Genomic DNA, 25,365 nt, shown 5'->3' on the forward strand with positions numbered 1-25,365 from the left:
TGGGAGGGGGCTTGCTCCCGATGGCGGCCTGTCAGCAAAAGATATGCTGACTGATTCACCGCCATCGGGAGCAAGCCCCCTCCCACATTGGAACTGTGTTTACCTCATTCAGGCGGCGAATGCAGGACGCGCAGCCACTTGCTCAGTCTCCGGCAGCGGCCCGAATAACGCCTTCTGCACCGCCTGCTGCGCCTGGAACGCCAGCGCCGCGCGTTCCTGCCCGGCACAGGCAATCGGCTGGAGCACATGGATTTCCACATCGCCCTGGTCGTTGGCAAACAGGCGCATCAGGTGCGAGAGCAAATCATCATCGCCAATAAACGGCGCCAGCGGGTCTACTTGCCCGTCGCGCAGATAACGAATCGCCACCGGTTGCAGCGACACCTGCGCGTCGATCGCACTGGCCAGCAAGCGCCCGTGGAAGGTACGCAGGCTGCGCCCGTCGGTGGTGGTGCCTTCGGGGAACATCAGCAGCGGGTGCTGTTGCTCCAGGTGACGGGTCATCTGTTTGCGGATCAGTTGGCTGTCGCCTGCACCCCGGCGAATAAACAGGCTGCCGGCCTTGGCCGCCAACCAGCCGGCCACCGGCCAGGTGCGTACTTCAGCCTTGGACAAAAACGACATTGGCGCGACCATGCCCAGCAGCGGAATGTCGGTCCAGGACACGTGATTGCTCACCCACAGCATCGGCGTTTGTGGCAATTCACCCAGCACCGTCACGCGAAAGGGCAGGGCGTTGGTCAGCCGCGTCATAAAGAACCGCGACCAACGCTGACGGCGCACCATCGAGTTGGCCACCCCCAAGCGCTCGAACAGACCGAACACACTGGCCATGCTCAAGCCCAGCGCCACCACCAGCAGCACGCGGGCGATTCGCGCGTACACGCGCAGGCGGCCCATCACATGGCCGCCTTGAAGTGGCGGGCGTAACGCGGGCACAACTCATCGCGTTTGAGCAGGATGAACACGTCGGCCACCTGGAAATCTTCATCCCAGCACGGCTCGCCGCAGATCTTCGCGCCCAGGCGCATATAGGCCTTGAGCAGCGGCGGCATTTCCGCGATGACGTTGGACGGCAGGTCCAGCGCCGGCAGCGGTTTTTTCGGCTCCGCGCGAAGGTGTTCGTTGCACAGGTAGCGTTCGCGCAGGCGCTGCATGATCGCGTGGGCCTGGATGCCGCCATCGTGCATCGGGATACTCGCGCAACCCATCAGGTAGCTGTAGCAGCCCTCGTTGAGCACTTCGGCCAACTCGCCCCAGAGCACCGCGATGGTGCCGCCGTTGCGGTAGGCCGGGTCGACACAGGTGCGGCCGATTTCCAGGATCGGGCCCTGCAAGTGCAGCAGGCCATGCAGGCTGAATTCTTCTTCGCTGTAGAACCGGCCCAAGGTACTGGCGGCCTGGTGATCGAGCAAACGGGTGGTGGCTACCAGTCGACCGCTGTTTAAATCCCGCACGCCGATGTGGCTGCAGTGAACATCATAGTCATCCATGTCCAGGCCCAGTTCCGCGCCTTTCAGCTTGGCGTTGAACTCGCCGCTGAACACGTTGAACCGCAGGGCCTGTGCTTCTTGCAAAGCCTGGGCGCCGATCAGGCGTTCGGCTTGCAGACGGCGTTCATTGCCGGTGTCGCTGATGCGGGCGATCTGAGTCATGGCGAATCTCCGAGTGCCAGCCACGTTCCGGCCGGTCGACTTGTTTGTCCAAACTCAGGCTATGTAGGCTCGGTGTCATCTCCATGAAGTTACGGTGACGCTTAGATGACACGCCCCTGTGTCGCCAATCTGTCATCGGCCTCGGCTAGGCTCGCGGGCTTGAATGCCCCCTTGAGTTCGTGTCCATGGTCAGAGGCTTGCTGTGCGTTGCCCTGTTGTTCGCCACCGTCACCACCCGCGCCGAAACCTGGCCTGACAAAGACTGGGCCAAAGGCACGCCGATCGAAGGCCCCGCTGTCGATGCCCTGAACGCCTACGCTTTCCCTGCGCGTGACGACGCCACCCGCCAAGGCATCCGCACTGACGCGTTGCTGGTGATCCGCGATGGCGAACTCATCTACGAGCGCTACGCCGCGCCCACCACCGCCCGCACGCCACACCTGACGTGGTCCGTGAGCAAAAGCCTGATGGCGACGTTGCTGGGCGTGGCCTACGGCGAAAACCGCTTCAAGTTGAGCGACCCCGCCGCACGTTTCTACCCGCCGATGAAACAGCATCCAACCGTGACGATGGCCGACTTGCTGCACTGGGCGTCGGGCCTCGATTGGCAGGAGGATTACGAATATGCCCCGCTGAAATCCTCGGTCGTCGCGATGCTCTACACCCGTGGCCGTGACGACATGGCGCAATTCACCGCAGGCATGGACACCTTCAGCGCGCCGGGCGAGGCCTTCCGTTATTCCAGCGGCGACAGCAATCTACTCTCCGCTGCGCTCAAGGGCATGCTCGGCCACAAGGCTTACATGAGTTACCCGTGGGACGCGCTGTTCAAGCCGCTGGGCATTCGCAACGCCACTTGGGAAACCGATGCCGATGAAACCTTCGTCGCCTCGTCCTACGCCTACCTCACCGCCCGCGATCTGGCACGCGTCGGCCTGCTGATGGCGCGCGACGGTCGCTGGGGGGCGCAACAACTGGTGCCCAAAGCCTGGGTCGACTTCAATCGCCAACCCTTCGATAAATACAAACCTGGCCAGGACGAAGCCGTGCCCGGCGGCCAGTGGTGGCTCAACCGCTCAGTGCAGGGCGCCCCCAAGCCCTGGCCCGACGCCCCCGCCGACACCTTCGCCGCCCTCGGCCACTGGGGCCAGGCGCTGTACGTGATGCCCGATGAACACCTGGTAATCGTGCGTTACGGCGATGATCGCGACGGCAGCTACCGTCATAACGAACTGCTCAAACGCGTGCTCGCGGCGGTGCAACCATGATCCGTCGTCGGCCGTTTACCAGCCTTTGCCTGCTGCTATTGCTCGCCCTGCTGGGATGGGTGTGGCACGAACGCGTCAACCTGCAAGCCTTCCCCGACATCATCGCGGCCTATACGGCCAAGGAGTACTGCTCGTGTCGGTATGTGGAGAATAATCCGGCCGAGTATTGCCGGGGCTATGTGAAGCAGTACGTGTCGATCAGCGCGTTCACCGATGACCCGGAGCGCAGTGAAGTCACGGCCAGTGGATTGGGACGTACCCATAGCGCCAGATGGTTGGGCGAGCGGCAGGGCTGCCGTCTCAACCCCTGAAACGCCATTTTCAATGCAGGGCGGCGTTGTCAGTTAGATTGCACAGGGCAAGCGGCACAGTTAAGGTTCGTTCAGGTTTTCCGCCCCACGAGTTTTTAATGTTCAACGCGTCTGTCATCAAACCCCTGGCCTTCGCCCTGCTGGCCGCCGCCGCCGTGCCCGCCCACGCCGACTGGTACCTGGACAACGAGTCCTCGCGGCTGTCGTTCGTTACCACCAAAAACACCGAGATTGCCGAAGTCCACCGTTTCCTGGTGTTGCACGGCAAGGTCGACAGCAAAGGCGCTGCGCAGTTGGAAGTGGAGTTGGAGTCGGTCAACAGCGGCATCCCGCTGCGCGACGAGCGCATGCGCAATCAGCTGTTCGACATCAAGACCTTCCCCGAGGCGCTGATCAATACGCAAATCAACCTGCAACCGATCAACGACCTGGCCCCCGGCGCGCAGTTGGAGTTGCGCCTGCCGCTGTCGGTGACGCTGCACGGCAAGACCCAGACCTACAGCGCCGAGCTGTTGGCTACGCGTCTGGATGATCGGCGTTTCCAGGTGGTGACCCTGGAGCCGGTGGTGTTGCATGCCGAGGATTTCGAGTTGGTGCCGGGTGTGACCGCGTTGCGCAAGGCGGCTGGGCTTGCGTCGATCAGTTTGTCGGTGCCGGTGGGTGCGGTACTGATTTTTACGGCGCGCTGACGTGAGTGGCGCAGTGTTCCCTTGGCGCAGCGCCAACCGGTTCGAGTTGTTGATCGACGGGCCGGACTTTTTCCCGCAGATGCTGGCGTGCATTGCCCGGGCGCAGCGGCAGGTGGATCTGGAGTTGTACCTGGTGGAGGCCGGGGCCTGCGCCGACGCCATGGTGCAGGCGCTGGTGCTGGCGGCTGAGCGGGGCGTGCAGGTGCGCTGCCTGTTCGATGATTACGGCAGCCTGGCGTTTACCCTCGGGCTGCGTAAGCGCCTGACCGACGCCGGTGTGCAATTGTGCTTTTACAATCGCCTGAACTGGCGGCGCTGGATGCGCAACCTGTACCGCGACCACCGCAAGCTGCTGCTGGTCGATCAAGACATCGCCGTGGTCGGCGGCACCGGCGTTACCGATGAGTTCTGGACACCGGGGCAGGACAGCGCCGACTGGCACGAAGTGATGGTACAGATCAGCGGCCCGCTGGTGCTGGATTGGCAGGCGCTGTTCGACCGGCAATGGTTGGCCAACGACGACCGCCGCGCCTGGAAACCGGCCACCCATTTCGGCTTGCCGCGCTTGCCCAAAGTGCCGGCGACCGGGCCCGGTCTTGGCCGCGTCGCTTATGCTGACGCGCGCCAACATCGCGATATCTTGCACTCGCTGATCCGCGCGCTGAGCAGCGGCCAGCGGCGCATCTGGTTGGCGACTCCGTATTTTCTGCCCACCTGGGGCGTGCGTCGGGCCTTGCGCCGAGCGGCGGGGCGCGGGGTGGATGTGCGCTTGCTGCTGACCGGCCCGCGCACCGATCACCCGTCGGTGCGCTATGCCGGGCACCGTTATTACCCGCGCTTGCTGCGCTCGGGCGTGCAGATTTTTGAGTACCAGCCGTGCTTTTTGCACCTGAAAATGGTGCTGGTGGACGATTGGGTCAGTATCGGTTCATGCAATTTCGACCACTGGAACCTGCGCTTCAACCTCGAAGCCAACCTCGAAGCGCTGGACCCGGCGTTGACGCAGGCTGTGGCGGGCAGTTTCGAGCGGGATTTTGCCCAGAGCCAGGCGGTGAGCCTGGAGGCATGGAAGTCGCGGCCGTTGTGGCGGCGGGTGAAGCAGCGGGTGTGGGGGTGGATTGATCGGTTGGTGGTCAATCTTCTGGATCGACGCGGTTAGACATGGGGGAGGGGGCTTGCCCCCGATAGCGGAGTGTCAGTCAATTGAATCATTGGCTGACCCACTGCTATCGGGGGCAAGCCCCCTCCCACATTTTTAGACCTTGTCTCAGGCGTTAGAGCAGTTCGAAAGTCTGCTGCTGCACATCCTGGGAGTCCAAGCCGATCTGCACATTGAACTCACCCGGTTCCGCCGCGAACTTGAGCTGGGTGTTGTAGAACTTCAAGTCCTCTTCGGTAATGGTGAAGTGCAACGTGCGCTCTTCGCCGGCCTTGAGCATGACTTTCTGGAAGTTTTTCAGCTCCTTGATCGGGCGGATCATCGAGCCGGCCACGTCCTGGATATACAGTTGCACCACGGTTTCGCCGTCGACTTTGCCGGTGTTTTTCACGGTGACGCTGGCGTCGAGCTTGCCGGTCTTGTTCAGGGTGGTGGACGACAGCGCCATGTCCGACAGGCTGAAGCTGGTGTAGCTCAGGCCATAGCCGAAGGGGAACAGCGGCCCGGTGATGTCATCGAAGTACTGCGAGGTGTAGTTGCCCGGCTTGCCTGGGGTAAACGGCCGGCCGATGGTCAGGTGGTTGTAGTAGGTCGGAATCTGCCCCACGGAGCGTGGGAAAGTAATCGGCAGCTTGCCCGACGGGTTGTAGTCACCAAACAGCACGTCGGCGATGGCGTTGCCGCCTTCGGTGCCGGCGAACCAGGTTTCCAGGATCGCGTCGGCTTGCTGGTTTTCCTCGAGAATCGACAGCGGACGGCCGTTCATCAGCACCAGCACCAGCGGCTTGCCGGTGGCTTTCAGCGCCTTGATCAGGTCGCGCTGGCTTTGCGGCAGGTTCAGGTCGGTGCGGCTGGAGGACTCGTGGGACATGCCACGGGACTCGCCCACCGCAGCGACCACCACGTCGGCATCCTTGGCGGCCTTGACCGCTTCGTCGATCATCACCTGGGCTGGGCGGGTGTCATCCACCACTTCCGGGGCATCGAAGTTGAGGAAGTTAAGGTAGTCGACCACGGCCTTGTCATTGGTGATGTTGGCGCCACGCGCATAGATCACTTTGCCTTTTTCGCCGATCACCGCGTTGAGGCCGTCGAGCAGGGTCACCGATTGTGCCGGCTTACCGGCGGCGGCCCAGCTACCCATCATGTCGATGGGGGCTTTGGCCAGTGGGCCCACGAGCGCGATGGTCGCGGATTTTTTCAGCGGCAGGATGTCGTTCTGGTTCTTCAGCAAGACCATGCTGCGGCGCGCCACGTCACGCGCGTCGGCGCGATGCAGGCGGCTTTCGGCGTAGGTGTCGGCCGGGTCATCCTCGGCCTTGCCGATGCGCAGGTACGGGTCTTTGAACAGGCCCATGTCGTACTTGGCGCCGAGCACTTCGCGCACGGCGTTGTCGATGTCGCTCTGCTCGATCTCGCCGGACTTGAGCAGCCCCGGCAACTCCTTGCCATACAGTGAGTCGTTCATGCTCATGTCGATGCCGGCCTTGATCGCCAGCTTGGCGGCTTCACGCCCGTCCTTGGCCACGCCGTGCTTGATCAGCTCGAAGATCGCACCGTGGTCGCTGACGGCCAGGCCCTTGAAGCCCCAGTCCTTGCGCAGCAGGTCGTTCATCAGCCAGGTGTTGGCGGTGGCGGGCACGCCGTTGATCGAGTTGAGCGCGACCATCACGCCGCCGGAACCGGCCTTGATCGCCGCGTGGTACGGCGGCAGGTAGTCCTGGTACATCTTGACCGGGCTCATGTCGACCACGTTGTAGTCGCGACCGCCTTCCACCGCGCCGTACAGGGCGAAGTGCTTGACGCTGGCCATGATGCTGTCGGCATTCGCTGCGCTGGTGCCCTGGAAGGCCTTGACCATCACTTCAGCGATGCGCGACACCAGGTACGTGTCTTCGCCGAAGCCTTCGGAGGTCCGGCCCCAGCGCGGGTCGCGGGAGATGTCGACCATCGGCGCAAAGGTGATGTCGAGGCTGTCGGCAGCGGCTTCCTGCGCGGCAATGCGCCCGGAGCGGCCGATGGCGTCCATGTCCCAACTGGAAGCCAGGGCCAGGCTGATCGGGAAAATCGTGCGGTGGCCGTGGATCACGTCATAGGCGAAGAACATCGGGATCTTCAACCGGCTGCGCATGGCCGCGTCCTGCATCGGACGGTTTTCCGGGCGGGTGATGGAGTTGAAGGTGCCACCGATACGGCCGGCGGCGATTTCCTTGCGGATCAGCTCACGGGGCATTTCCGGGCCGATGCTGATCAGGCGCAATTGGCCGATCTTTTCATCGAGGGTCATCTGCTTGAGCAGGTCGCTGACGAAGGCGTCCTTGCCTTTAAGCGCAGCAGGCTTTGTTTCTGCCCAGGCGGGGTGGGTGGCCAGAGTGGCAACAAGGCCGAGCAAACACAGCTTTTTCATGAATATCCTTTTTCGGCGCACTGCACAGCGGTTAGGCTGATCGGCCAAAATGTGGGGAGCGTCTATTGTTGTTCGGGTGTCGTTCAGATAAATGCAGCACACTCTGAACTCTTTATCGCGCTGGGCATCTTTTAGCTGATTGGCTCGATGCATTCCAGTGGTGGCGGCGGATTATGCCCCATGCGCGCGGTTTATAGGGCGAGTCGTCACATTCCATCAAAGTTGGGCAGGAGAAACACCATGCAAGCAGCACACGGTTACCGCTGGGGCTTGAAGGCCGCGGCTTTGCTATTGATCAGCACAGTGCTGAGCGGTTGCGGCATCAACACCATTCCGACCCTCGATGAACAGGCCAAGGCGGCCTGGGGCCAGGTGCAGAACCAGTATCAACGGCGTGCCGACCTGATCCCCAACCTGGTGGAAGTGGTCAAGGGCTACGCCGCCCATGAACAAGACACCCTCACCGCTGTGATTGAAGCGCGGGCCAAGGCGACATCGATCCAGGTCGACGCCAGCACCCTCGACAACCCGGAAAAACTCAAGCAGTTCCAGCAAGCCCAGGACGGTTTGAGTGGTGCCCTCAGCCGCTTGATGGTGGTGTCCGAGCGCTACCCGGACCTGAAGGCCAACCAGAACTTCCTGGCCCTGCAATCTCAGCTGGAAGGCACGGAAAACCGGATTGCCGTGGCCCGTCGCGACTTTATCCAGGCCGTGCAGGCCTACAACACCGAGATCCGCACGTTCCCGGGGCGCCTGTGGCACAGCGTGATGTACAGCGATTTGCCGATCCGCGCTACGTTTGAAGCCACCAGTGCCGATGCCGATAAAGCGCCGCAAGTGAAGTTCAAATAAGGCTGCATTGAGGTGTCGATGCGTTTATTACGGATAGGCCTGGCGCTGTGGCTGTTAGCCTGCGCGGGCGTGGCCCAGGCGGCGTTGACCTTCCCGGCGTTGACCGGGCGGGTGGTGGACACCGCGCAGATGATCGACCCTGCGGTGCGCGCGCAGTTGACCCAGCAATTGCAGGCGCTGGAGCAAAGCCGTGGCGCCCAGATCGTGGTGGTCACCGTGCCTGACCTGCAGGGCGTGCCGATTGAAGACTACGGTTATCAGTTGGGGCGCCAGTGGGGCATCGGCCAGAAAGGCAAGGACAACGGCGCGCTGCTGATCGTTGCCCGCGATGAGCGCAAATTGCGCATCGAAGTCGGCTATGGCCTGGAAGGCACGCTGACCGATGCGCAGTCGTGGGTGATCATCAATCAGGTGATTGCGCCCAAGTTCAAGGCCGGCAACTTCAGCCAGGGCATCAGCGACGGCGTCGCCGCGATGATCCAGGTGGTGGGCGGCGAGCCGCTGGCGGTGCCGGCCCACGTGGCGGATGCCAACTTCGCCAAGGATAATCCGGGGTTTTCCATCGGCTTGTTCATCCTGCTGATCGGCGTGTTGTGGCTGTGCAATCGCCTGGGCCTGCCGGTGTGGGCGATCCTGCTGGCGATTCTCAGCAGCAGCGGCCGTGGCGGTGGGGGCGGCGGCGGTGGTTTTCGCGGCGGCGGCGGCGGTTTCGGCGGTGGCGGGGCTTCGGGTGGCTGGTGATGACAACAACTAAAAACGAGCGTTTACAACCATGGCACTACTGACTGAACACGAACAACGCCAGGTCGCCGAAGCGATTGCCCGGGTCGAGCAACAGACCGACGCCGAACTGGTGACCGTGCTGGCCGCGCGTGCCGATGATTACGCCTATATCCCGTTGCTCTGGGCCAGTCTGATTGCGTTGGTGATGCCGGGAGTGGTGCATTACTTGTCGGGTTACCTGAGCATGTACACCTTGCTGTTGGCGCAGTGGGCGACGTTCATCGTGCTGTGCCTGGTGTTTCGCCTGCCTAAAGTCACCACCCGCTTGATCCCTCGCTCAGTGCGCCACTGGCGTGCCTCGAACCTGGCGCGCCGGCAGTTCCTCGAGCAGAACCTGCACCACACGCTGGGCGGTACCGGGGTGTTGATTTTTGTCAGCGAGGCCGAGCGCTATGTGGAGATCCTGGTGGATGACGGGATTTCCAAGCGCCTGGATGACAACAGTTGGGATGGCATCGTCAAGGCGTTTACCCAACAGGTGAAACAGGGGCAAACGTTGGCCGGGTTCATTGCCTGCATCGAAGCCTGCGGTGAGTTGCTCAAGGTGCATGTGCCGGTGACGCAGGCGCGTAATGAATTGCCCAATCGCCTGATCGTGCTCGAATAACCCATGTGGGAGGGGCGGTGCGACGATTCGACTTGCCCCCTCCCACATTTGGACCTGCGGTGGGGCCTCCCAATCTTACCGTTGATCAAATAACCCCGTGCCCTCAGTCCCTATCCCCCCTAAAATGCCCGGCATTCCCAGCCCGAGGCGTTTTGTTCATGTCTGTCACCGCTCAACCTGCCCGCCCTGCGCCGGATCATCACGCCCAGTTCATCGAACTGCTGAGCGCAAGCCTTACGCACAACGCCTTTATCAAACTGGTGCTGGCCAAGTACGTCGGTGAGGACGCCGAGCTGCAACGGCTGATCATCAAGGCGGTGACGGTCAAGGAGCAGCCCTGCCTGTCCTTTGTCTATCGCTACAAAACCCGCGACATCACCAAGAACTTCGCGGTGGCCGACGGCGTGGCGGCGATTGCCGAGTTGTTGCCGGCCTCGTTCAAGAACGCACACTTGCTGTCGCTGACCGACGAAGCCCAGTTGGAATACAGCAAGAAGAACAAAAGCTCGCTGTTCAAAAGCAAGCCGCAGCAATTGCGTGAAGCGCCGTCGGCCGAGCACAACCGCGAGAAGAATCGCTTCCTCGACCTGAGCCGGCCGTTCCTCGCCGACCTGGGCGTGACCGACGCCAAGCACGCGCTGATCCCGTCGATGTCGCGCAAGTGGAAGCAGATCAACAAGTTCATCGAAGTGTTCAGCCATGCGCTGATCGCATCACCGCTGAGGCTGGACCAACCGGTGCGCGTCGCCGATTTCGGCTCGGGCAAGGGCTACCTGACCTTCGCCATCCACGACTACCTGCGCAATACCCTCAATGTCGAGGCCGAGGTCACCGGCGTTGAATTGCGCGAAGACATGGTTGCCTTGTGCAACACCGCCGCCGCCCATCTCGAACACCCCGGGCTGGTGTTCACCTGCGGCGACGTGCGCAGCGTCGCGCCCAGCGAGCTGGACGTGATGATCGCCCTGCATGCCTGCGACATCGCCACCGACTATGCGATCCACACCGGCATCCGTTCCGGTGCGTCGATCATCATGTGCTCGCCGTGCTGCCACAAACAGATCCGCCTGCAAATCCAGAGCCCGGTGCTGTTGAAGCCGATGCTGCAATACGGTTTGCACCTGGGCCAGCAGGCCGAAATGCTCACCGATAGCCTGCGCGCCTTGTTCCTGGAGGCCTGTGGTTATGAGACCAAGGTGTTCGAGTTCATCTCCCTGGAACACACCAACAAGAACAAGATGATCCTCGCGGTCAAACGCGCGGAACCGGTGGACAACGCGCAGTTACTGGACAAGATTCAGGCACTCAAGGACTTCTATCACATCACCGAGCACTGCCTGGAAACCCTGCTGCGTACCGACGATTACCTAGGCTGAACACGCAGCCAATGTGGGAGGGGGCTTGCTCCCGATAGCAGAGGGGCAGTCAGCACATGTGTTGCTGATAGGCCCCTATAGGGAGCAAGCCCCCTCCCACATTGATCGGTGTTGTGGTTTAGAGATCCGACGCCTTCACCGCCCGCCCCTCCCACCGTTAAATCGCATTGGCCTTTGAAATTGGCGGCGGCTGCACCGCCGTCTTGCGCCCCAGCATCACCGTTACGATCACCCCGCAGGCGAACAACCAGGTGATCGGTTCGATGTGCTCACCAAAGAACAGCGCCGAAAACGCGATGGTGAAGAAGATCTGCAACAGTTGAATCTGGCTGACCCGCGCAATGCCGCCCATGGCCAACCCGGCGTACCAGGCGAAGAACCCCAGGAACTGCGAGAACAGCGACACATAACCGAACGCCCACCAGGTGCGCATGGAAATTGCGCCTTGATGCTGCGCCGCGAGGTAAGCCACCGGGCCGATCAACAGCGGCGTCGACAGCACCAGCGCCCAGCAGATCACCTGCCAGCCGCCCATCTCCTTGGCCAGGCGCCCGCCTTCGGCATAACCCAGGCCGCCCACGGCAATCGCGCCGAGCATCAACAGGTCCCCCGCTTGAACACTGCCTGCGCCGGTGATCAACGCATAACTCAACACCAGCGCACTGCCCAACGCCGCACAGGCCCAGAAGGCTTTCGACGGGCGCTCATGGGACAGCCACGCGGCGTACAGCGCAACGCACAGCGGTTGCAGGCCATTGACCAACGCGCCGTGGGACGCCGGCAGCGTCTGCATGGCCCACGCCGACAACACAGGAAAGCCCAAGATCACCCCGGCAATCACCAGGCACAGGCCGCGCACCTGGCGCCAGCTCGGCCAGCGCTCGCGGCGCCACAGCAACAGCGCCGCCGCCGGGATCGCGGCGAACAACGCACGGCCCAGGCCGTTGAGCAACGGGTGGATTTCCTGCACCACGATATGCGTGAAGGGCAGGGTCAGGCTGAAGATGATGACGCCCAGCAGGCCCAGGGCCATGCCAGTGTTTTCGCGCGAACTCATGGTGGGAACCGGAATCGAGGGGTCGGAAGTGACCGCTCATCTAGCCACAGCCTCCGGGAATCGGGGGCCTACAGCTGGGTGCAGATTGATCCGTACAGTTGTAGTAGCGGGGGATTACCCGGCCCGTCGGCACGCGCCTATCTTGGCTACTCTTGTCTGCCCAACCGTTGAACCGGAGAAATGCCCCATGGCCGCGAAAAAGATCCTGATGCTGGTCGGCGATTACGTCGAAGACTATGAAGTGATGGTGCCCTTCCAGGCGCTGCTGATGGTCGGTCATACCGTCCACGCGGTGTGCCCCGACAAGACGGCCGGCCAGACCGTGCGCACGGCGATCCATGACTTTGAAGGCGACCAGACCTACAGCGAAAAGCCCGGTCACCTGTTCGCCCTGAATGCGGATTTCGCCCAGGTCGAAGCCGCTGACTACGACGCGCTGCTGGTGCCTGGTGGTCGTGCGCCGGAATACCTGCGCCTGAATGAAAAAGTCCTGCAACTGGTGCGCGCCTTCGATCAGGCCGGCAAGCCGATTGCTGCGGTGTGCCACGGCGCGCAACTGCTGGCGGCAGCCGGTATCCTTGGCGGCCGCGAGTGCAGTGCCTACCCGGCCTGTGCCCCGGAAGTGCGCCTGGCGGGCGGTTCGTTCATCGATATTCCAGTGACCCACAGCCACGTTCAAGGCAATCTGGTCACGGCACCGGCCTGGCCGGCGCATCCAAGTTGGCTGGCCGGGTTCCTCGGCCTGCTGGGTACGACAATCACCTTGTAAGCCACGGAGGTCATCGCCATGTGCGAGCTGTACGTCAAGGCCGACCCGATTCTCTATGAGTCTCGCTCGCGCTCCCTGCGCATCTGCGGCGTCGTCACCACCGTGCGCCTGGAAAACCAGTTCTGGGACATCCTCAGCGAAATCGCCAGCGTGGATGGCATGACCACCAATCAACTGATCACCAAGCTGTACGAGGAAGTCATGGACTACCGCGGCGAGGTGGTCAATTTTGCCTCGTTTCTGCGCGTCAGTTGTACCCGCTACTTGAGCAAGCAGCGCACACAGACTGCCGAGTTGAGCCTGGTGCGCAACCGCTAGGCGGGCTTCAGAAGAACCGTGTCACGCTGATTTTCGCGTCGCGCCCCTTGGTGTAGGCACGGTCGCCGCTCAACGCCGGACGGAAGTTGTTGTTGAACAGGTTGTCCACGGTGAAGTTCACCTCGGTGCCTTTCAGGTAAGCCTGTTGCGGGGTCCATTTGGCGAACAGGCCCTGGGTGTTGTAGCGCTTGTTGCCGTACTGGTCGTAGAACGAATCGCCGACGCCGGAACCCGGGCCGCCGGAGTATTTATCGCTGGGCAGGCGATCAGTCGCGCCGATGAATTGCCCCATCCATCCCACCTGTGCATTCCACGCCGGAATGTGGGTGCCCATCACCAGCACCCATTTGGTCGGCGGAATGTCGCGAGCCCACACGTCCGGGCCCCATGGGTTGGTGTAGGCGCCTTCGTGCTTGCCGGTGGCGTAGGCAAACGACACCGAACCGAACAGGTAGGTGGAGTTATAGAACGATTCCACCTCGAAACCCTTGATGGTCAGGCCGCCGATGTTGCGGTAATTGGACCTCGCCCCCGGCGGGCAAGCGGTGGCAATGGTGCCGCCGTTGATCGCCTGGTTTTGGCAGCCCACGCCCGTGGCCTTGAAGATTTCGTCTTCGACGGTGTTGTGGAACAGGGTGGTGCGCAGTTGCAGGTTATCGTCCTGGGTGATCAGGTGGTCGAAGCGGGTGATGTTGCCCACGGTGATCGACGTGATGCGTTCCGGGTCGAGGTCGACGCTGGTGGCGGTGCGACTGCCCAGGCCCTGCACTTCGTACTGCTCGTCGATCACCGGGGCGCGCCAGGTCTGGCTCCAGTTGGCGAACAGCGCGACGTTCGGGGTGACGGTCCAGAACAGCGCCAGGCGTGGCGACCAGCCGGTGTAGGTGCGATCGCTGTAGTCGTGGCCGACGGCCGGGTCGGGGTTGCCGTAGTACGGCGCATCGTTGGCCTCGCCGCGGTTGCGCACATGGTCGTAGCGCAGCGATGGCGTGACGGTCACGTCGCCCAGGGTCAGCGCATCCTGGATGAAGAAACTGTTGGTATCCACCTTGCCATGGGGCATGAAGCCTGGCTGGAAATGCCCGTAGTTGTAGCGCGGCGTGTTGTAGGTGGCGCCGGGCATCCACATCTCGGTTTCGCGGGTGTGCTTGCGGATTTGCCCGCCGACCGTCACCGCATGTTTCAACGGCCCGGTGTCGAACAGGCTGACGTTGCGGATGTCGAGATTCTTGTCGGTGTAGGCGGTGTCCATCTTGCGTCCGCCGGTGGCCAGCTGGAAAAACGCGGTGGCGTCGCGCTCGTCGGTCTGCTCGGTGTTGGACTGCGAGTATTTGACGGTCAGGTCCACCAGCGGGTTGTCCAGGGGCTGGTATTCATACTTGCCCGACCAAGTGGTGTCGACCGTGTCGCGGTTGGCCAGGAAACGCTTCAACGCCCCTTCGTAGCCGTAGCGGTCGATGTTGGCCTGGGTCGGTGGCGTCGGGTAGCTCGCGGCGGAGAACGGCGTCCAGCGGTTGCTGTGGGAGCGTGAGTAAGACAGGCCGACACTGTGCTCATCGGTGAAGTGCGCGTTGACCTTGAACAGCTTGCCGTCCACGTCCTGGGCGGTGTTGGGCAGGCGCTGGGGGTTGATCGGGTACTGATTGTTCTCATTGGGCAGCTTGGCGGCCACCTTCATGTCGCCGCCGTCGCGTTGGGTCAGGTAGGCCAGGGCATCGAACCGGCCATCGTCGGTGCGGCCATACACGGCGCTGCTGTAGACCTGTTCGTGGTCGTTGCTGGAATAACCGTACTTGAGCATCGCGCCGCTGTTGCGGCCGTCCGCGAGCAGGTCCGGGGCATCCTTGGTGGTCATGTTCACCGTGCCGCCAAAACCGCCGTTGCCGCTGAACGGCGAGTTGGGGCCTTTCTCCACTTCGATGCTCTTGATCAGCTCGGGCTCGATGAACACCGTGCCTTGCTGGTAGCGCTCGAAACCGCTCTTGGTGGCGCCGTCGACGGTCAGCGGGACGTCTTCGGCATCGCCGAAACCGCGGATGTTGATGGTCTGGCCACCGGGTTTGAGCGAACCGCCCTGGCTGACCCCAGGCAACGTCTGGAGCAGGCTGGGGATGTTGTTGGCCTGGTAGCGATCGATGTCGGCCTGAGTCAGGGTCGAGCGGCCGACGGTGCTGGAGTCGACTTGATTACCGGTGCCGATCACGCTCAGGGTGTCCAGCTGGATCACGCTGCTGCTGGTGGTCTTGCCCTCATCGGGGCGCACGACGTAGGTGCTGCCGACCTTGATCAGGGTGAACTCGCCATTGTTCAGCAGGGTGCGAATCGCCACTTCCGCGGTGAAGTCACCGTTGAGCGCCGGCGCCTGGACGTGCTTGAGCTGCTTTTCATCGAACAACAGCTGGATTTTCGTCTGTTGCGCGACCTGGCTCAGGGACGTGGTCAACGCCTGGGCGGGCAGTTGCAGTGTGAACGACTGCGCGTGGGCGCTGAGGCTGAAGGCCAGGCACGTGGCAATAAGGCTCGGTCGAAGCAACAGGTGAGAAGCGTGGCAAGGCGTGCGAAACATGAAATCCCCCCGGAGTGGCCAAATAGCCAAAAAGGTGTGCGTATCAAACACAATCAGGAGGAAGACGGGGCAGGCGAAAAAAACCACACATGCGAATGAAAAATATTCTCATGTTGGCCGTTTCGGGGCTATTTCCGCAGTTCGATTCTGACAATGCCCTCGGCCGAGGTCACGGTTTTCACCGGCAACAAGGCGGGTAGGGCGTTGAGCAGGGCATCCGGGTCATTCACGTCCAGATTGCCCGACACCTTTAGATGCGCCACGGCGTGACTCACCTGCAGCGGAGGTTGGGGGCGGTACAAACTCAATTCATCGATCAGGCTGGCCAGTTCGCGATTGCGGAACGACAAGTGCCCGCTGCGCCAGTCGGCGACCACCTCGGCGGTGAGAGTTTGTTGTTGCACGGTGCCCTTGGCATAGTCAAAGGTGGCGCGTTGCTGGGCGCCGAGCAATGCCACCGGGTTTTTCGCATCTGGCGCAAACGCCACCTGGCCGTGGGCAACACTGACCACCAGCTGCTGCTGGCTGCGGCGCACGTCAAAAGCGGTGCCCACCACGCGCACCGTCGCCTCGCCGGCTTGCACGTACAGGGGGCGTTCCTTGTCGGCTGCCACTTCGATATACAGCTGGCCCTTGTCCAGGTGAACGATGCGTTGGTGGGCACTGAAGTCCACGCGCAGGCGGGTGTTGGCATTCACGTAGAGGTTGCTGCCATCGGGCAGGTTCAGGGTGCGCATGCCCTTGGCGTGGGCTGCGACCTGAGTGTGATACAGCTCGCGCGGGGCGCCGACGGGCGTGGCCAGTACGGCGCAGAGCACGGCGGCAGCCACGGAGAGGGCCGGGCGCCAGATCGCGGTTTTGCGCTTGGGCAGCGCCACGGGTGTGTTCAGTTGCTGCAATTGGCCAAGGTCGGCCCACAGCTGTTCGAATTCGGCATAGGCACGGGCATGGGCCGGCACGGCCTGCCAGGCGGCAAAGGCCTTGCGGTCGGCGCGTCCCATGGCGTTGCGGTTACGTGCAAACCATCTGGCGGCTTGGGCATCGACGGCGTCGCTCGCGTCGATGTCCAGGGCGTCGATGTCGCTCAGACGGTTCATGCTGGCTGCTCCGTGCCGGGGTCAGGTTGAAGGCGTCGCTTGCAATGCAGCAGGGCAAACGCGATGTGCTTTTCCACCATGCTGATCGAAATGCCCATGCGTTCGGATATCTGTGCCTGACTCATACCTTCGAAGCGATGCAGCATAAGGGCTTCTCGCCTGCGGGGCGAGAGTTCGGCGAGGACTTCTTTCAACTGTTCCAGGCGTTGCAGGCGAAGCGCTGCGGCCATGGGCTCGTTCTGCTCGTCAATGACCGGCTCGGCACCCCTTTCAGCCTGATCGGCGTGGACGCTCTGCCGCACCTTCTGTTTGCGCCAGTGATCGCGCAACAGGTTGCGCGCCATCTGGAACAGAAACGCCCGCGGCTGCTCAACCTTAGCCCGGTCGCGGTAGTCCAGCCATTGGGTAAAGACATCCTGGGTCATGTCCGCTGCGTCGCTGGCGTTGTCCGTGCGCTTGCGCAGGAAAAACAGGATATCTGCGTAAAACCCGCGAAAGGCATCGGCCGACAGCGGGTCGGGCTTGGGACGCGACATGGATATCCTTCTTGACGAAGCACGACGTAGAAAAGTCGCAAATGATATCGAGAATTATTGTCGTTTGTCTCCAGGCAAATACACTGACCCCTGTGGGAGCGGCTCAGGACCTCAGCGTTCGACCGGCACCGACAGCGCAGGATTGCCCAGCGCATGGGTGCGCGCGGCAAAGAATCTCAACGCCACGCCGCTGCCATCAAACAACTGCGAATACCGCCGCTTCTGCTGGCGAATAAACCCATCACTGCGCCCCGATACCGCGATCGCGAGGGTCGTCACCCTGGCCTGGCGAATCGCATCCACCAGGTGTTTGTCCTGCGGCCCCAGGTCATGGCCGAAGATGCACAGCGCACCCTCGTGGCCGAGCAATTGCTCATAGCAGAACGACAGATAATCCGAACTGCGGATGGTCTTGAGCTTCTCCTCCACCTTGCCCTCACTGACAAACAACGGCACGTCGTCCAGGGTCTTGATCGTGTTGTTGATCGCAAAACTGCTGAGCAAGGTGCTGTCGGTGGTGGGCAATTTACGTGCGGTGCCGTCGAGGTTGCGCACCAGGTGCAGGCCGCCGTGCAGGTAGAGGATGCGCGTGGTGTCGGTGCGGGTGTCACGCAGGTCGAAGCTGGCGTCGGCGCTGCGGAACAGGTCGTCGATGCCGGGGGTGTGCAGGATCGCCCAGTAGTTGAGCAAGTCGTAGTTGCTGGTGAATACCGTGGCGTAGTTGGTCAGCTCCGCGTTGATCGTCGCCAGCGTCGATGGCTGCACCAAGCGCCACGGAATGTGTACGGCGTGGATGGTGTTGATCAACGCTTCCTTGATCGCGTAGTAGCGATTGCGCGGTGCCGCCGAGCTGACTGCGAGGGCTTTGTTGACCCGGCTGGTGGTCTTCAGCGCGCTCAGGGCTTGCTCGAAACTGCGGGTTTGCAGGGCGTCGAACACGCTCAGTTCGGATTGGCTCAAGGGTTTTTCTTCAACGGTGCGTGCGTTTTCGAACAGCGAGTCGTAGGCAAAGTCTTCCCAAATCGCCCGGCTGGCGCCGTTGCCGATCAGAATCCCATTGAAGTCGATGGCGCTGCGCAGTGCGCTCCAGTCTTCAAGGTGGGCGTCAATATCCTGGAAATCCTTCATTGCGGCGGGTCTACTCAAAATCGGCGGGGCGGTGACTTTATCACGAGCGTGGGTTGATCCTGATCAAGATGGGCCATGTGATGACGGTTGATGCTGTCGGCATAACGCCTCTGAGGATTAGCCATGAGCAGCACCTTCTTCATTCCCGCCGTCAACATCATGGGCACTGATTGCCTTGACGATGCGATGGTCGCCATTCGCAACTACGGTTTCCGTAAGGCCCTGATCGTCACCGACGCCGGCCTGGCCAAGGCGGGCGTGGCCCGCATGATTGCCGAAAAACTCGCGATGCAGGACATCGACTCGGTGATCTACGACGGCGCCAAGCCCAACCCCAATGTGGACAACGTCGAGAAAGGCCTCGCGCTGCTGCAGCAGAGCGCCTGCGATTTCGTGGTGTCCCTGGGTGGTGGTTCGCCCCATGACTGCGCCAAGGGCATCGCACTGTGCGCGACCAACGGCGGGCATATCGGCGACTACGAAGGGGTCGACCAATCCAGCAAGCCACAACTGCCGCTGGTGGCGATCAACACCACCGCTGGCACCGCCAGTGAGATGACCCGCTTCTGCATCATCACCGACGAAACCCGCCACGTGAAAATGGCCATCGTCGACCGCAACGTCACGCCGCTGCTGTCGGTTAACGACCCGTCCCTGATGGTCGGCATGCCCAAGGGCCTCACCGCCGCCACCGGCATGGACGCCCTGACCCACGCCATCGAAGCCTACGTGTCCACTGCCGCCACGCCGATCACCGACGCCTGCGCGATCAAGGCCATCGAACTGATCAGCGCCAACCTGCGCCTGGCGGTACGCGACGGCAGCGACAAGGCCGCACGGGAAAACATGGCCTACGCACAGTTCCTCGCCGGCATGGCGTTCAACAACGCCTCTCTGGGCTTCGTGCATGCCATGGCCCACCAACTGGGCGGTCTGTATGACTTGCCCCACGGCGTGTGCAACGCGGTGCTGCTGCCTCATGTGCAAAGTTTCAACGCCAGCGTCAGTGCCAAACGCCTGAGCGACGTCGGCCGTGCGCTGGGTGCGGACATCACCGGCAACTCGCCAGAAGAGGGCGCCCAGGCCGCCATCGCGGCCATTCGTGCTTTGTCTAAGGACGTTGAAATTCCCGCCGGCCTGCGTGAGCTGGGCGCCAAATTGCAGGACATTCCGCTGCTGGCCACCAACGCGCTGAAGGACGCGTGTGGGCTGACCAATCCGCGGCGGGCGGATCAGCGTCAGATTGAGGAGATTTTCCGCAGCGCGTTCTGATCCGACCGGCAGCGTGCGACGCACACAAACGCGCCGCCCGCCAGAGCCACACACAACAGCGCCAACGGCCATGCCTGCTGACTCACCAGCAGGCTTGCCACGCCACCGATCAACGCCGCCATCAACTGATGTATAAAACCACTCAACGCCATGGCATAGGAGCCGCTGACCGGTGACTCATCATTGGCCACGGACAAACTGATGGGGTAACTCATCGACTGCCCCAGTACCGCCAGGCAATAGGGTAACCACAGCAACAATGCGAGCCCGCTGGCAAACACACTGCCAAGCAGCATGATCGCGGTACCAAGCAACACTAACGCCACGCCCCAGCCCATCATCGTCAACCGTCCCGTGTGCGCGACGAAGCGATTGACCATCAACGCTCCCGCCAGATACGCCCCGCTGATTGGCCAGCCCAGCCAGCCATATTGCGCGGCACTCCACTCGAAATGCCCCTGCAAAATCAGCGGCGCGCAGGTGTTGAACGCAATGATCACCCCATACCCCAATCCGCCGGCCAACGCCGCATGCAGGAAGGCGGGGTGTCGCACAATTTGGGTGTAAATTCGCCAGGCTGACGCCGACGAATCGGCCTTCAGCAGTGTCGGAAAAATTACGCGTGGCAACACCAGCATCAACATGACGGCGCCGATCGCCAGACCATAAAAGATTGCCTCCCAGCCAAACGCTATCTGCAATAACGAGCCCACGAACTGGCCGATGCCGAGCGCGATCACAAAGGTCATCCCCAGCCAAGAAAGGCCCTTGGCCAATAGCGCACCGCTGAAACTGTCCCGCACCAACACCCGTGCCATCACCGATACGCCGCCCGCGCCCAGGCCTTGAATCAGGCGCAACGCCAGAAAAGATTCAACATTGAACGCCGATGGAATCGCGGCACTCGCCGAGGCATACACCGCCAGCGCCGCCAGCAACACTGGCTTTCTGCCAAAGCGTTCGCCCAGGCTTCCCCACAGCAACATCGGAAGCGCCATACCCACCAGGTACACTGCCAAGGCCAGGGCAACGTGGTCTTCGGCCGCCGGTAGGGACTGGGCAATGGCCGGGACCGCCGGCAAATAGCTGCTGATACCGACTTGGGAAAGGAAGGCGGCGCTGCAGGCGAGGGTGAGGGGTGTGGTGCTTTTCAATAGGCTCGTCCTTCACTCTAAATTTCGAGAGAGTTGTTATAAATCTTATATGGTTATCAGGATTTTAATCGTGTCTAGTGGCCTGAGCGGTTAATCCATTAATTTATTTTTTATCACGCTCAGCTTCGCTTTATGTACCGAGCTAATGATGGCCTCAGCCGTTTTATTCCACTTGAACGGCTTGGCTGAATGCTCATTGTGAGCCTCGATAAATTGGCGGATAGCGACTTTTAGGTCGGCGACGCTGGTGAAGGCACCCCGGTATAGCGCTCGTCTTTCCAGTTGTGCAAACCAGCCTTCCACGGCGTTCAGCCAAGACGCGCTGGTTGGTGTGAAGTGCAATTTGAAACGCGGATGCTTTTCCAGCCACTGCTTGATTGCAGCAGTTTTGTGGGTCGAACTGTTATCTAGAATCACATGCAGATCCAGTCCGGCTGGCGTGCTGCGTTCAATCTGTTGCAGAAAAGCCAGAAACTCCTTGGCTCGATGGCGCTGGGTAATCCGTCCGATTACTTGGCCGGTCAGGATGTCGAAAGCCGCGTACAGACTCGCCGTACCATGGCGCTTGTAATCATGGGTCCGCCGCTCAACTTGACCTGGGCGTAGCGGCAGCATCGGTTGGGTGCGATCCAACGCCTGGATCTGGGTTTTCTCGTCAACCGACAACACCAGGGCGTTATCCGGTGGGTTCAGATAGAGCCCGACCACGTCGACTACCTTGTCGGCGAAATGAGGATCGTTGCTGATTTTGAAGGTCTTCAGACGATGGGGTTTGAGGTCGGAAGCGGCCCAGACCTGCCGCACCTGCCACGTGGTAACCCGCGCATACTTGGCCATCAAACGGACGCTCCAGTGAGTGGCTTCCTGGGGTACACGCCGGGTGGTCAGTGTCAGGATTTCGTTGATTTTATCGGGCCCAAGTTTGAGTGGCTGGCCGCTGCGCGGCAGATCGCTCAACCCTTCGATTCCCGCCTCCAGATAACGTTTTCGCCACTTGAATACCGTCGGCGGCGTGACCTGCAACTGCTCGCTGACGGCCTTGGGCGTCAATCCGTCAGCCAGTAGAAGCAGGATGCGCGCTCGCTGAGCGAGGCTCTGTTCCAGCGTACTCATACGCAACCAACCTTGCAGGGCGATGAGATCGGAAGGCATTAAAGCGAAGGGGGAAGTCGGTCGGGCCATGCGTATAACCAATCCATGACATTGGACGCACAGTATATCGTTACCATTAGATAAATGAATTAACCGCTCAGCCCACTAGTTCTTAGGGGTTTTAATAATCAATGCAAGTAGGTGGGTGCTGCTTTTTTAGTCGGGGGGAGTATTAACTATTGATTTCGTACTTGTCCAATAGGGAGGTTAGGTGCGAGCAGAATAATATTATTGTTGTGGGGGCCATGTCTGACCGAAGAGTGACGCGTATTGCAGCTTTTCCTCTTGGTACTACCGGGAAAAATACGGCGGATGTAAAAAAGCCTTTTTCCGCAAGATGAGTCGCGAGGGTGTTTGCTTTTTTCGCTTCACCACAGGTAATCAGCCGTATTGCGCTACTCGTACCGTATTGGTCAGTATGTAATAGGCTATCAAATAATTTAATGTTGACTTGTAGTTTTTCTTGAAGTAGAAGTAACTCTTCTGTTTGATGTATTTTTATTGAGGCTAGTCCTGCTCCTATAGCTGCCGAGTTTAGGCTTTGGGACCAGTTGCTAGGGCCCCCATATCGGTGCATTGAGCTCTTTTGTCTTTCGCTGCCCAACATTATTAGTCCCCCGCTAGCGCCAAAGGACTTACCTAGGGAGGCTACAATTAAAGTTTGATCGTCTAACGTGTGCATGTGTGGTCGGATGAAACCACTTCCATTTTTTCCAAATGCTGATAGCGCGTGGGAATCGTCCATGTAAAGAAATAGCCCGTAACGCGCTTTTAAATAAAGTAACCCCTCGATGTCCGCAATTCCGCCCATGCTATATATGCCGTCGCCTATGTAAGCGACTTTTTTTCGTCTTTTACATAAGTCCTCTATGAAGGAGATGTCATTATGGGGGGCTGTTATTACTTCGGTCTCATCAGCGCATGAGGCTTTAATATGATTCATGGAGTAGTGAGATTGCTTGTCGAACACCATCGTGGGTGGACAGTTATTTGTAAACGCCCCGCTGGCGAGTAAGGGGAGCAGGCCGGAACTGGCCGAGCTGCAAGATAAAGTACTCAAACAGATCGAATCGAAGTGAGTCGAAAGCGCCAGTTCGTACCGTTCCAGAATTTCAAGTTTGCATCGGTTTTTTGAGTTTGCAATTCGAAGGGTTTTGGCTTCCCTTATACCGCCAATAGCCCCCCTCTATTATGTCCTCATGGTAATCAAGGCCGAGATATGAGGTTGTGCAGAAATGATGGAATTCGCGTCCATGCTGGTCGGTCAGGTAGTTGTTGTTTTTGACGGTGACGTTGAGTTGGCATATTCGGCCTGTCTTCGCTGAATGCCAGTCTGCTTCAGCTAACTCGATTAGTTTTTTGTAGTTTGAGAATTTGTTCGTGAGCGATGTATTTTCCATTTTTTATTCGTCCTTGGAGATTGGCGAAAAACAGTAACGGGGAAAACCTTGTGAGATAAGTCAGGTGTTTCCTTTGCGCGCTACTCCAGATGGAGTTTTTGGCGTGAGTAAGGTCCTACTTTTTGTGATGGCGAATGGACATCCCAACAGATGCCTTCTAAAGCTGTATCTGGTGTATCAAAGGCGTGTTCGGTTGTGTCGCTTTCGTATGTGGTGATTTTTGTGGGGGTGAGCGCATGCAATTTATTGAGGTTGTGCATCACGGGATTGGGTAAGGTGTCAGCGTGCAAACGGATGTGCCGATAGCGTTCAAACGATTTGTCTGTCGGCTAGGCAAAACTAGCGGGATGAAGGGGGATTTGATGAGAGTTCTGTTATTCGGTGCCACCGGCATGGTCGGCCAGGGCGTTCTGCGCGAGTGCCTGCTGGCCGCTGACGTGCAGGAAGTCGTCGCCGTCGGCCGCACGCCGTTGACGCAGGAGCACGGCAAACTGCATCAGGTGCTGCACACGGACATGCTGGATTTTCAACCGCTGGAGAACCTGCTGCAAGGCTTCGATGCCTGTTTCTTTTGCCTCGGTGTTTCATCGGCGGGGATGAATGAAACCCGCTACACCCATCTCACCTATGATCTGACCCTGGTCGCCGCCAGCACCCTGGCGCGGCTCAATCCGCAGATGACGTTTATCTATGTGTCCGGCGCCGGCACCGACAGTTCCGAAGCGGGCCAGTCGATGTGGGCGCGGGTCAAGGGCAAGACCGAGAATGCCTTGCTGCGCCTGCCGTTCAAGGCGGTGTATGTGTTCCGGCCGGGGGTGATTCAGCCGTTGCACGGCGTGCGTTCGAAGACGCCGTTGTACCAGGCCTTCTATACCGTGCTTGGGCCGTTGCTCTCGTTGGTGCGTCGGATAAAGCCGGGCTGGGTAGTCAGCACCGAGACCGTCGGCCGTGCGATGTTGGCGGCGGCGCGTAACGGCGCGTCGCAGCCGGTGGTGGAGCAAGCCGAGATCCATCGGCTGGCCGCCGGCAAGCTCTGAGCCCTGCGCACCAGCGTTTATCAGCCCGCCGTCGCCAGTGCGCAGGCGGGCGTGGCGCCGCCGTTTCATATTCCGTCGTTTGCGTTTGAGCTGGCGTGGCATGCGCGGCGGGTTGGGGATTCGGGGTTGCAGTGGTTGAAGGAGCTGGTGCAAAAGGTATTGCGTGCGTAAACCCGTATTACCAGGATTTTGGTGGCTGGCGTCGGGTATGAAATATCCGCATGACCTGTAACCGTCCATCTCGAATACGATACGGAACGATATAAGGCCATTTAGGCACTACCCATTCCCGAGTGCCGGGAATACGCCCCTCTTTACCCATTGAGGGAAACTCCGCCACGCGCTCGAGTCCCGTTAGCATGGCCTGCACAAATTCGTGCGCAGCTTTGGGGTTTTCCTGAGCAAGGTAAGCGGCTTCTTCATCGAGGTTGCGCAGTGCTGTTCTTAGCCACTCAACTTGCATGCTTACGCCATTTGTCAGCGATGGCTTTCACGTCAGCGGTACTCGCAAAATCACCGGCGTCGGCCTCTTGCAAGGCTTTTTGGATTTCCTCGATTTGCCAGGCTTCACGTGTCAAGTATTCACGTATGGCATCGACCGCCAGAAAGGATTTGCTGCGCCCGGTAGCCTTGGCGAGACTGGCGAGCGTATCGGCGATATCTTCAGGTATGCGTAAGGACATAACCGACATAAGTGCCTCGATGTAGTGGAATGTAGTGCAGCATACTACATCGTAGTTGGCGCACGCTTCTGCGCCGTTCGTCTGCGCAG

Annotated in this window: 24 protein-coding genes and 2 pseudogenes; 13 read left to right on the forward strand and 13 right to left on the reverse strand. The window is 60.5% G+C overall.

All coding sequences use genetic code 11. From position 1 onward, the window contains the following. Window positions 1-108: 108 nt before the first annotated feature. Window positions 109-900 carry a lysophospholipid acyltransferase family protein gene (locus tag P3S72_RS08125; protein ID WP_276196919.1) on the reverse strand — a complete coding sequence of 264 codons (792 nt, stop codon included), beginning with the start codon at window positions 898-900 and terminating at the stop codon, window positions 109-111. Next, on the reverse strand, window positions 900-1,655 hold the full coding sequence (olsB, locus tag P3S72_RS08130) for an L-ornithine N(alpha)-acyltransferase (RefSeq protein ID WP_017844841.1): 756 nt from the start codon (window positions 1,653-1,655) through the stop codon (window positions 900-902). The genes P3S72_RS08125 and olsB overlap by 1 nt, the downstream gene beginning before the upstream one ends. A 185-nt stretch (window positions 1,656-1,840) precedes the next feature. Between olsB and P3S72_RS08135 the strand changes: the two genes are divergently transcribed. The 4 genes from P3S72_RS08135 to P3S72_RS08150 all read left to right on the forward strand — a co-directional run bounded on the left by P3S72_RS08135 (window position 1,841) and on the right by P3S72_RS08150 (window position 5,082). Continuing rightward, window positions 1,841-2,923 carry a serine hydrolase gene (locus tag P3S72_RS08135; protein WP_276196920.1) on the forward strand — a complete coding sequence of 361 codons (1,083 nt, stop codon included), beginning with the start codon at window positions 1,841-1,843 and terminating at the stop codon, window positions 2,921-2,923. Continuing rightward, a complete protein-coding gene (locus tag P3S72_RS08140; protein ID WP_276196921.1) occupies window positions 2,920-3,234 on the forward strand; it encodes an amidase in 315 nt (104 codons plus the stop codon). Before P3S72_RS08135 ends, P3S72_RS08140 begins: the two co-directional genes overlap by 4 nt. A 98-nt stretch (window positions 3,235-3,332) precedes the next feature. Then, window positions 3,333-3,923: a YceI family protein gene (locus tag P3S72_RS08145; protein ID WP_276196922.1), complete on the forward strand. Its 591-nt coding sequence runs from the start codon at window positions 3,333-3,335 to the stop codon at window positions 3,921-3,923. Between the two features lies 1 nt (window position 3,924). Then, a complete protein-coding gene (locus tag P3S72_RS08150; protein ID WP_276196923.1) occupies window positions 3,925-5,082 on the forward strand; it encodes a phosphatidylserine/phosphatidylglycerophosphate/cardiolipin synthase family protein in 1,158 nt (385 codons plus the stop codon). A gap of 115 nt (window positions 5,083-5,197) precedes the next feature. Here the strand turns inward: P3S72_RS08150 and bglX are convergent, their stop codons facing one another. Next, a complete protein-coding gene (gene bglX / locus P3S72_RS08155) occupies window positions 5,198-7,489 on the reverse strand; it encodes a beta-glucosidase BglX (RefSeq protein WP_276196924.1) in 2,292 nt (763 codons plus the stop codon). Between the two features lie 240 nt (window positions 7,490-7,729). Here bglX and P3S72_RS08160 point away from each other — a divergent pair, with 240 nt between their 5' ends. The 4 genes from P3S72_RS08160 to P3S72_RS08175 all read left to right on the forward strand — a co-directional run bounded on the left by P3S72_RS08160 (window position 7,730) and on the right by P3S72_RS08175 (window position 11,107). Then, window positions 7,730-8,341, forward strand: coding sequence for a LemA family protein (locus tag P3S72_RS08160; protein WP_276196925.1), 612 nt, complete (start codon window positions 7,730-7,732; stop codon window positions 8,339-8,341). A gap of 18 nt (window positions 8,342-8,359) precedes the next feature. Next, window positions 8,360-9,082 (forward strand): YgcG family protein, encoded by a 723-nt coding sequence (locus P3S72_RS08165; protein WP_276196926.1) that lies wholly within the window; start codon window positions 8,360-8,362, stop codon window positions 9,080-9,082. Window positions 9,083-9,113: 31 nt separating this feature from the next. Continuing rightward, a complete protein-coding gene (locus P3S72_RS08170; protein WP_276196927.1) occupies window positions 9,114-9,731 on the forward strand; it encodes a TPM domain-containing protein in 618 nt (205 codons plus the stop codon). Window positions 9,732-9,889: 158 nt separating this feature from the next. Further along, entirely contained in the window at window positions 9,890-11,107 is a 1,218-nt protein-coding gene (locus P3S72_RS08175; RefSeq protein ID WP_276196928.1) for an SAM-dependent methyltransferase, read from the forward strand. 157 nt (window positions 11,108-11,264) lie between these two features. On the opposite strand, the gene P3S72_RS08180 is transcribed toward P3S72_RS08175, so the two are convergent. Beyond that, the gene (locus P3S72_RS08180) at window positions 11,265-12,164 is read right to left on the reverse strand and encodes a DMT family transporter (RefSeq protein ID WP_276196929.1); all 900 of its coding nucleotides are present in this window, start codon (window positions 12,162-12,164) and stop codon (window positions 11,265-11,267) included. Window positions 12,165-12,351: 187 nt separating this feature from the next. Here P3S72_RS08180 and P3S72_RS08185 point away from each other — a divergent pair, with 187 nt between their 5' ends. Next, window positions 12,352-12,933 carry a DJ-1/PfpI family protein gene (locus P3S72_RS08185; RefSeq protein ID WP_276196930.1) on the forward strand — a complete coding sequence of 194 codons (582 nt, stop codon included), beginning with the start codon at window positions 12,352-12,354 and terminating at the stop codon, window positions 12,931-12,933. Between the two features lie 18 nt (window positions 12,934-12,951). Further along, window positions 12,952-13,251 (forward strand): ribbon-helix-helix domain-containing protein, encoded by a 300-nt coding sequence (locus P3S72_RS08190; protein WP_247408489.1) that lies wholly within the window; start codon window positions 12,952-12,954, stop codon window positions 13,249-13,251. A 7-nt stretch (window positions 13,252-13,258) separates the two neighbouring features. On the opposite strand, the gene P3S72_RS08195 is transcribed toward P3S72_RS08190, so the two are convergent. The 4 genes from P3S72_RS08195 to P3S72_RS08210 form a co-directional block, all read right to left on the reverse strand. Then, window positions 13,259-15,817 carry a TonB-dependent receptor gene (locus P3S72_RS08195; protein ID WP_276196931.1) on the reverse strand — a complete coding sequence of 853 codons (2,559 nt, stop codon included), beginning with the start codon at window positions 15,815-15,817 and terminating at the stop codon, window positions 13,259-13,261. 128 nt (window positions 15,818-15,945) lie between these two features. Continuing rightward, the gene (locus P3S72_RS08200) at window positions 15,946-16,914 is read right to left on the reverse strand and encodes a FecR domain-containing protein (protein WP_276196932.1); all 969 of its coding nucleotides are present in this window, start codon (window positions 16,912-16,914) and stop codon (window positions 15,946-15,948) included. Continuing rightward, complete coding sequence (locus P3S72_RS08205; protein WP_276196933.1) at window positions 16,911-17,450, reverse strand: sigma-70 family RNA polymerase sigma factor; 540 nt, start codon at window positions 17,448-17,450, stop codon at window positions 16,911-16,913. Before P3S72_RS08205 ends, P3S72_RS08200 begins: the two co-directional genes overlap by 4 nt. A gap of 111 nt (window positions 17,451-17,561) precedes the next feature. Further along, window positions 17,562-18,578: a DUF4917 family protein gene (locus tag P3S72_RS08210; RefSeq protein WP_276196934.1), complete on the reverse strand. Its 1,017-nt coding sequence runs from the start codon at window positions 18,576-18,578 to the stop codon at window positions 17,562-17,564. Between the two features lie 123 nt (window positions 18,579-18,701). Between P3S72_RS08210 and yiaY the strand changes: the two genes are divergently transcribed. Beyond that, entirely contained in the window at window positions 18,702-19,850 is a 1,149-nt protein-coding gene (gene yiaY, locus P3S72_RS08215) for an L-threonine dehydrogenase (RefSeq protein WP_276196935.1), read from the forward strand. Here the strand turns inward: yiaY and P3S72_RS08220 are convergent. From P3S72_RS08220 to P3S72_RS08230, 3 genes and pseudogenes are all read right to left on the reverse strand, one after another. Beyond that, window positions 19,817-21,004 carry an MFS transporter gene (locus tag P3S72_RS08220; RefSeq protein ID WP_276196936.1) on the reverse strand — a complete coding sequence of 396 codons (1,188 nt, stop codon included), beginning with the start codon at window positions 21,002-21,004 and terminating at the stop codon, window positions 19,817-19,819. The two genes, yiaY and P3S72_RS08220, sit on opposite strands and share 34 nt — an antisense overlap. A 90-nt stretch (window positions 21,005-21,094) precedes the next feature. Continuing rightward, on the reverse strand, window positions 21,095-22,186 hold the full coding sequence (locus tag P3S72_RS08225) for an IS630 family transposase (protein ID WP_034114923.1): 1,092 nt from the start codon (window positions 22,184-22,186) through the stop codon (window positions 21,095-21,097). A 142-nt stretch (window positions 22,187-22,328) separates the two neighbouring features. Continuing rightward, a pseudogene (locus P3S72_RS08230) lies at window positions 22,329-23,556 on the reverse strand (aminotransferase class I/II-fold pyridoxal phosphate-dependent enzyme). A gap of 362 nt (window positions 23,557-23,918) precedes the next feature. On the opposite strand from P3S72_RS08230, the gene P3S72_RS08235 reads away from it, so the two are divergent. Then, entirely contained in the window at window positions 23,919-24,593 is a 675-nt protein-coding gene (locus P3S72_RS08235; RefSeq protein WP_276196937.1) for an NAD(P)H-binding protein, read from the forward strand. Window positions 24,594-24,644: 51 nt separating this feature from the next. Beyond that, window positions 24,645-24,764: pseudogene (locus P3S72_RS08240) on the forward strand (LysR family transcriptional regulator); the annotation flags it as partial. Between the two features lie 7 nt (window positions 24,765-24,771). Here the strand turns inward: P3S72_RS08240 and P3S72_RS08245 are convergent. Continuing rightward, window positions 24,772-25,056, reverse strand: coding sequence for a type II toxin-antitoxin system RelE/ParE family toxin (locus P3S72_RS08245; protein ID WP_247406971.1), 285 nt, complete (start codon window positions 25,054-25,056; stop codon window positions 24,772-24,774). Continuing rightward, window positions 25,046-25,285, reverse strand: coding sequence for a ribbon-helix-helix protein, CopG family (locus tag P3S72_RS08250; protein WP_247406968.1), 240 nt, complete (start codon window positions 25,283-25,285; stop codon window positions 25,046-25,048). Before P3S72_RS08250 ends, P3S72_RS08245 begins: the two co-directional genes overlap by 11 nt. Between the last annotated feature and the right edge of the window lie 80 nt (window positions 25,286-25,365).

The organism is Pseudomonas sp. D3, assembly GCF_029320995.1.
GTDB lineage: Bacteria > Pseudomonadota > Gammaproteobacteria > Pseudomonadales > Pseudomonadaceae > Aquipseudomonas > Aquipseudomonas paraveronii.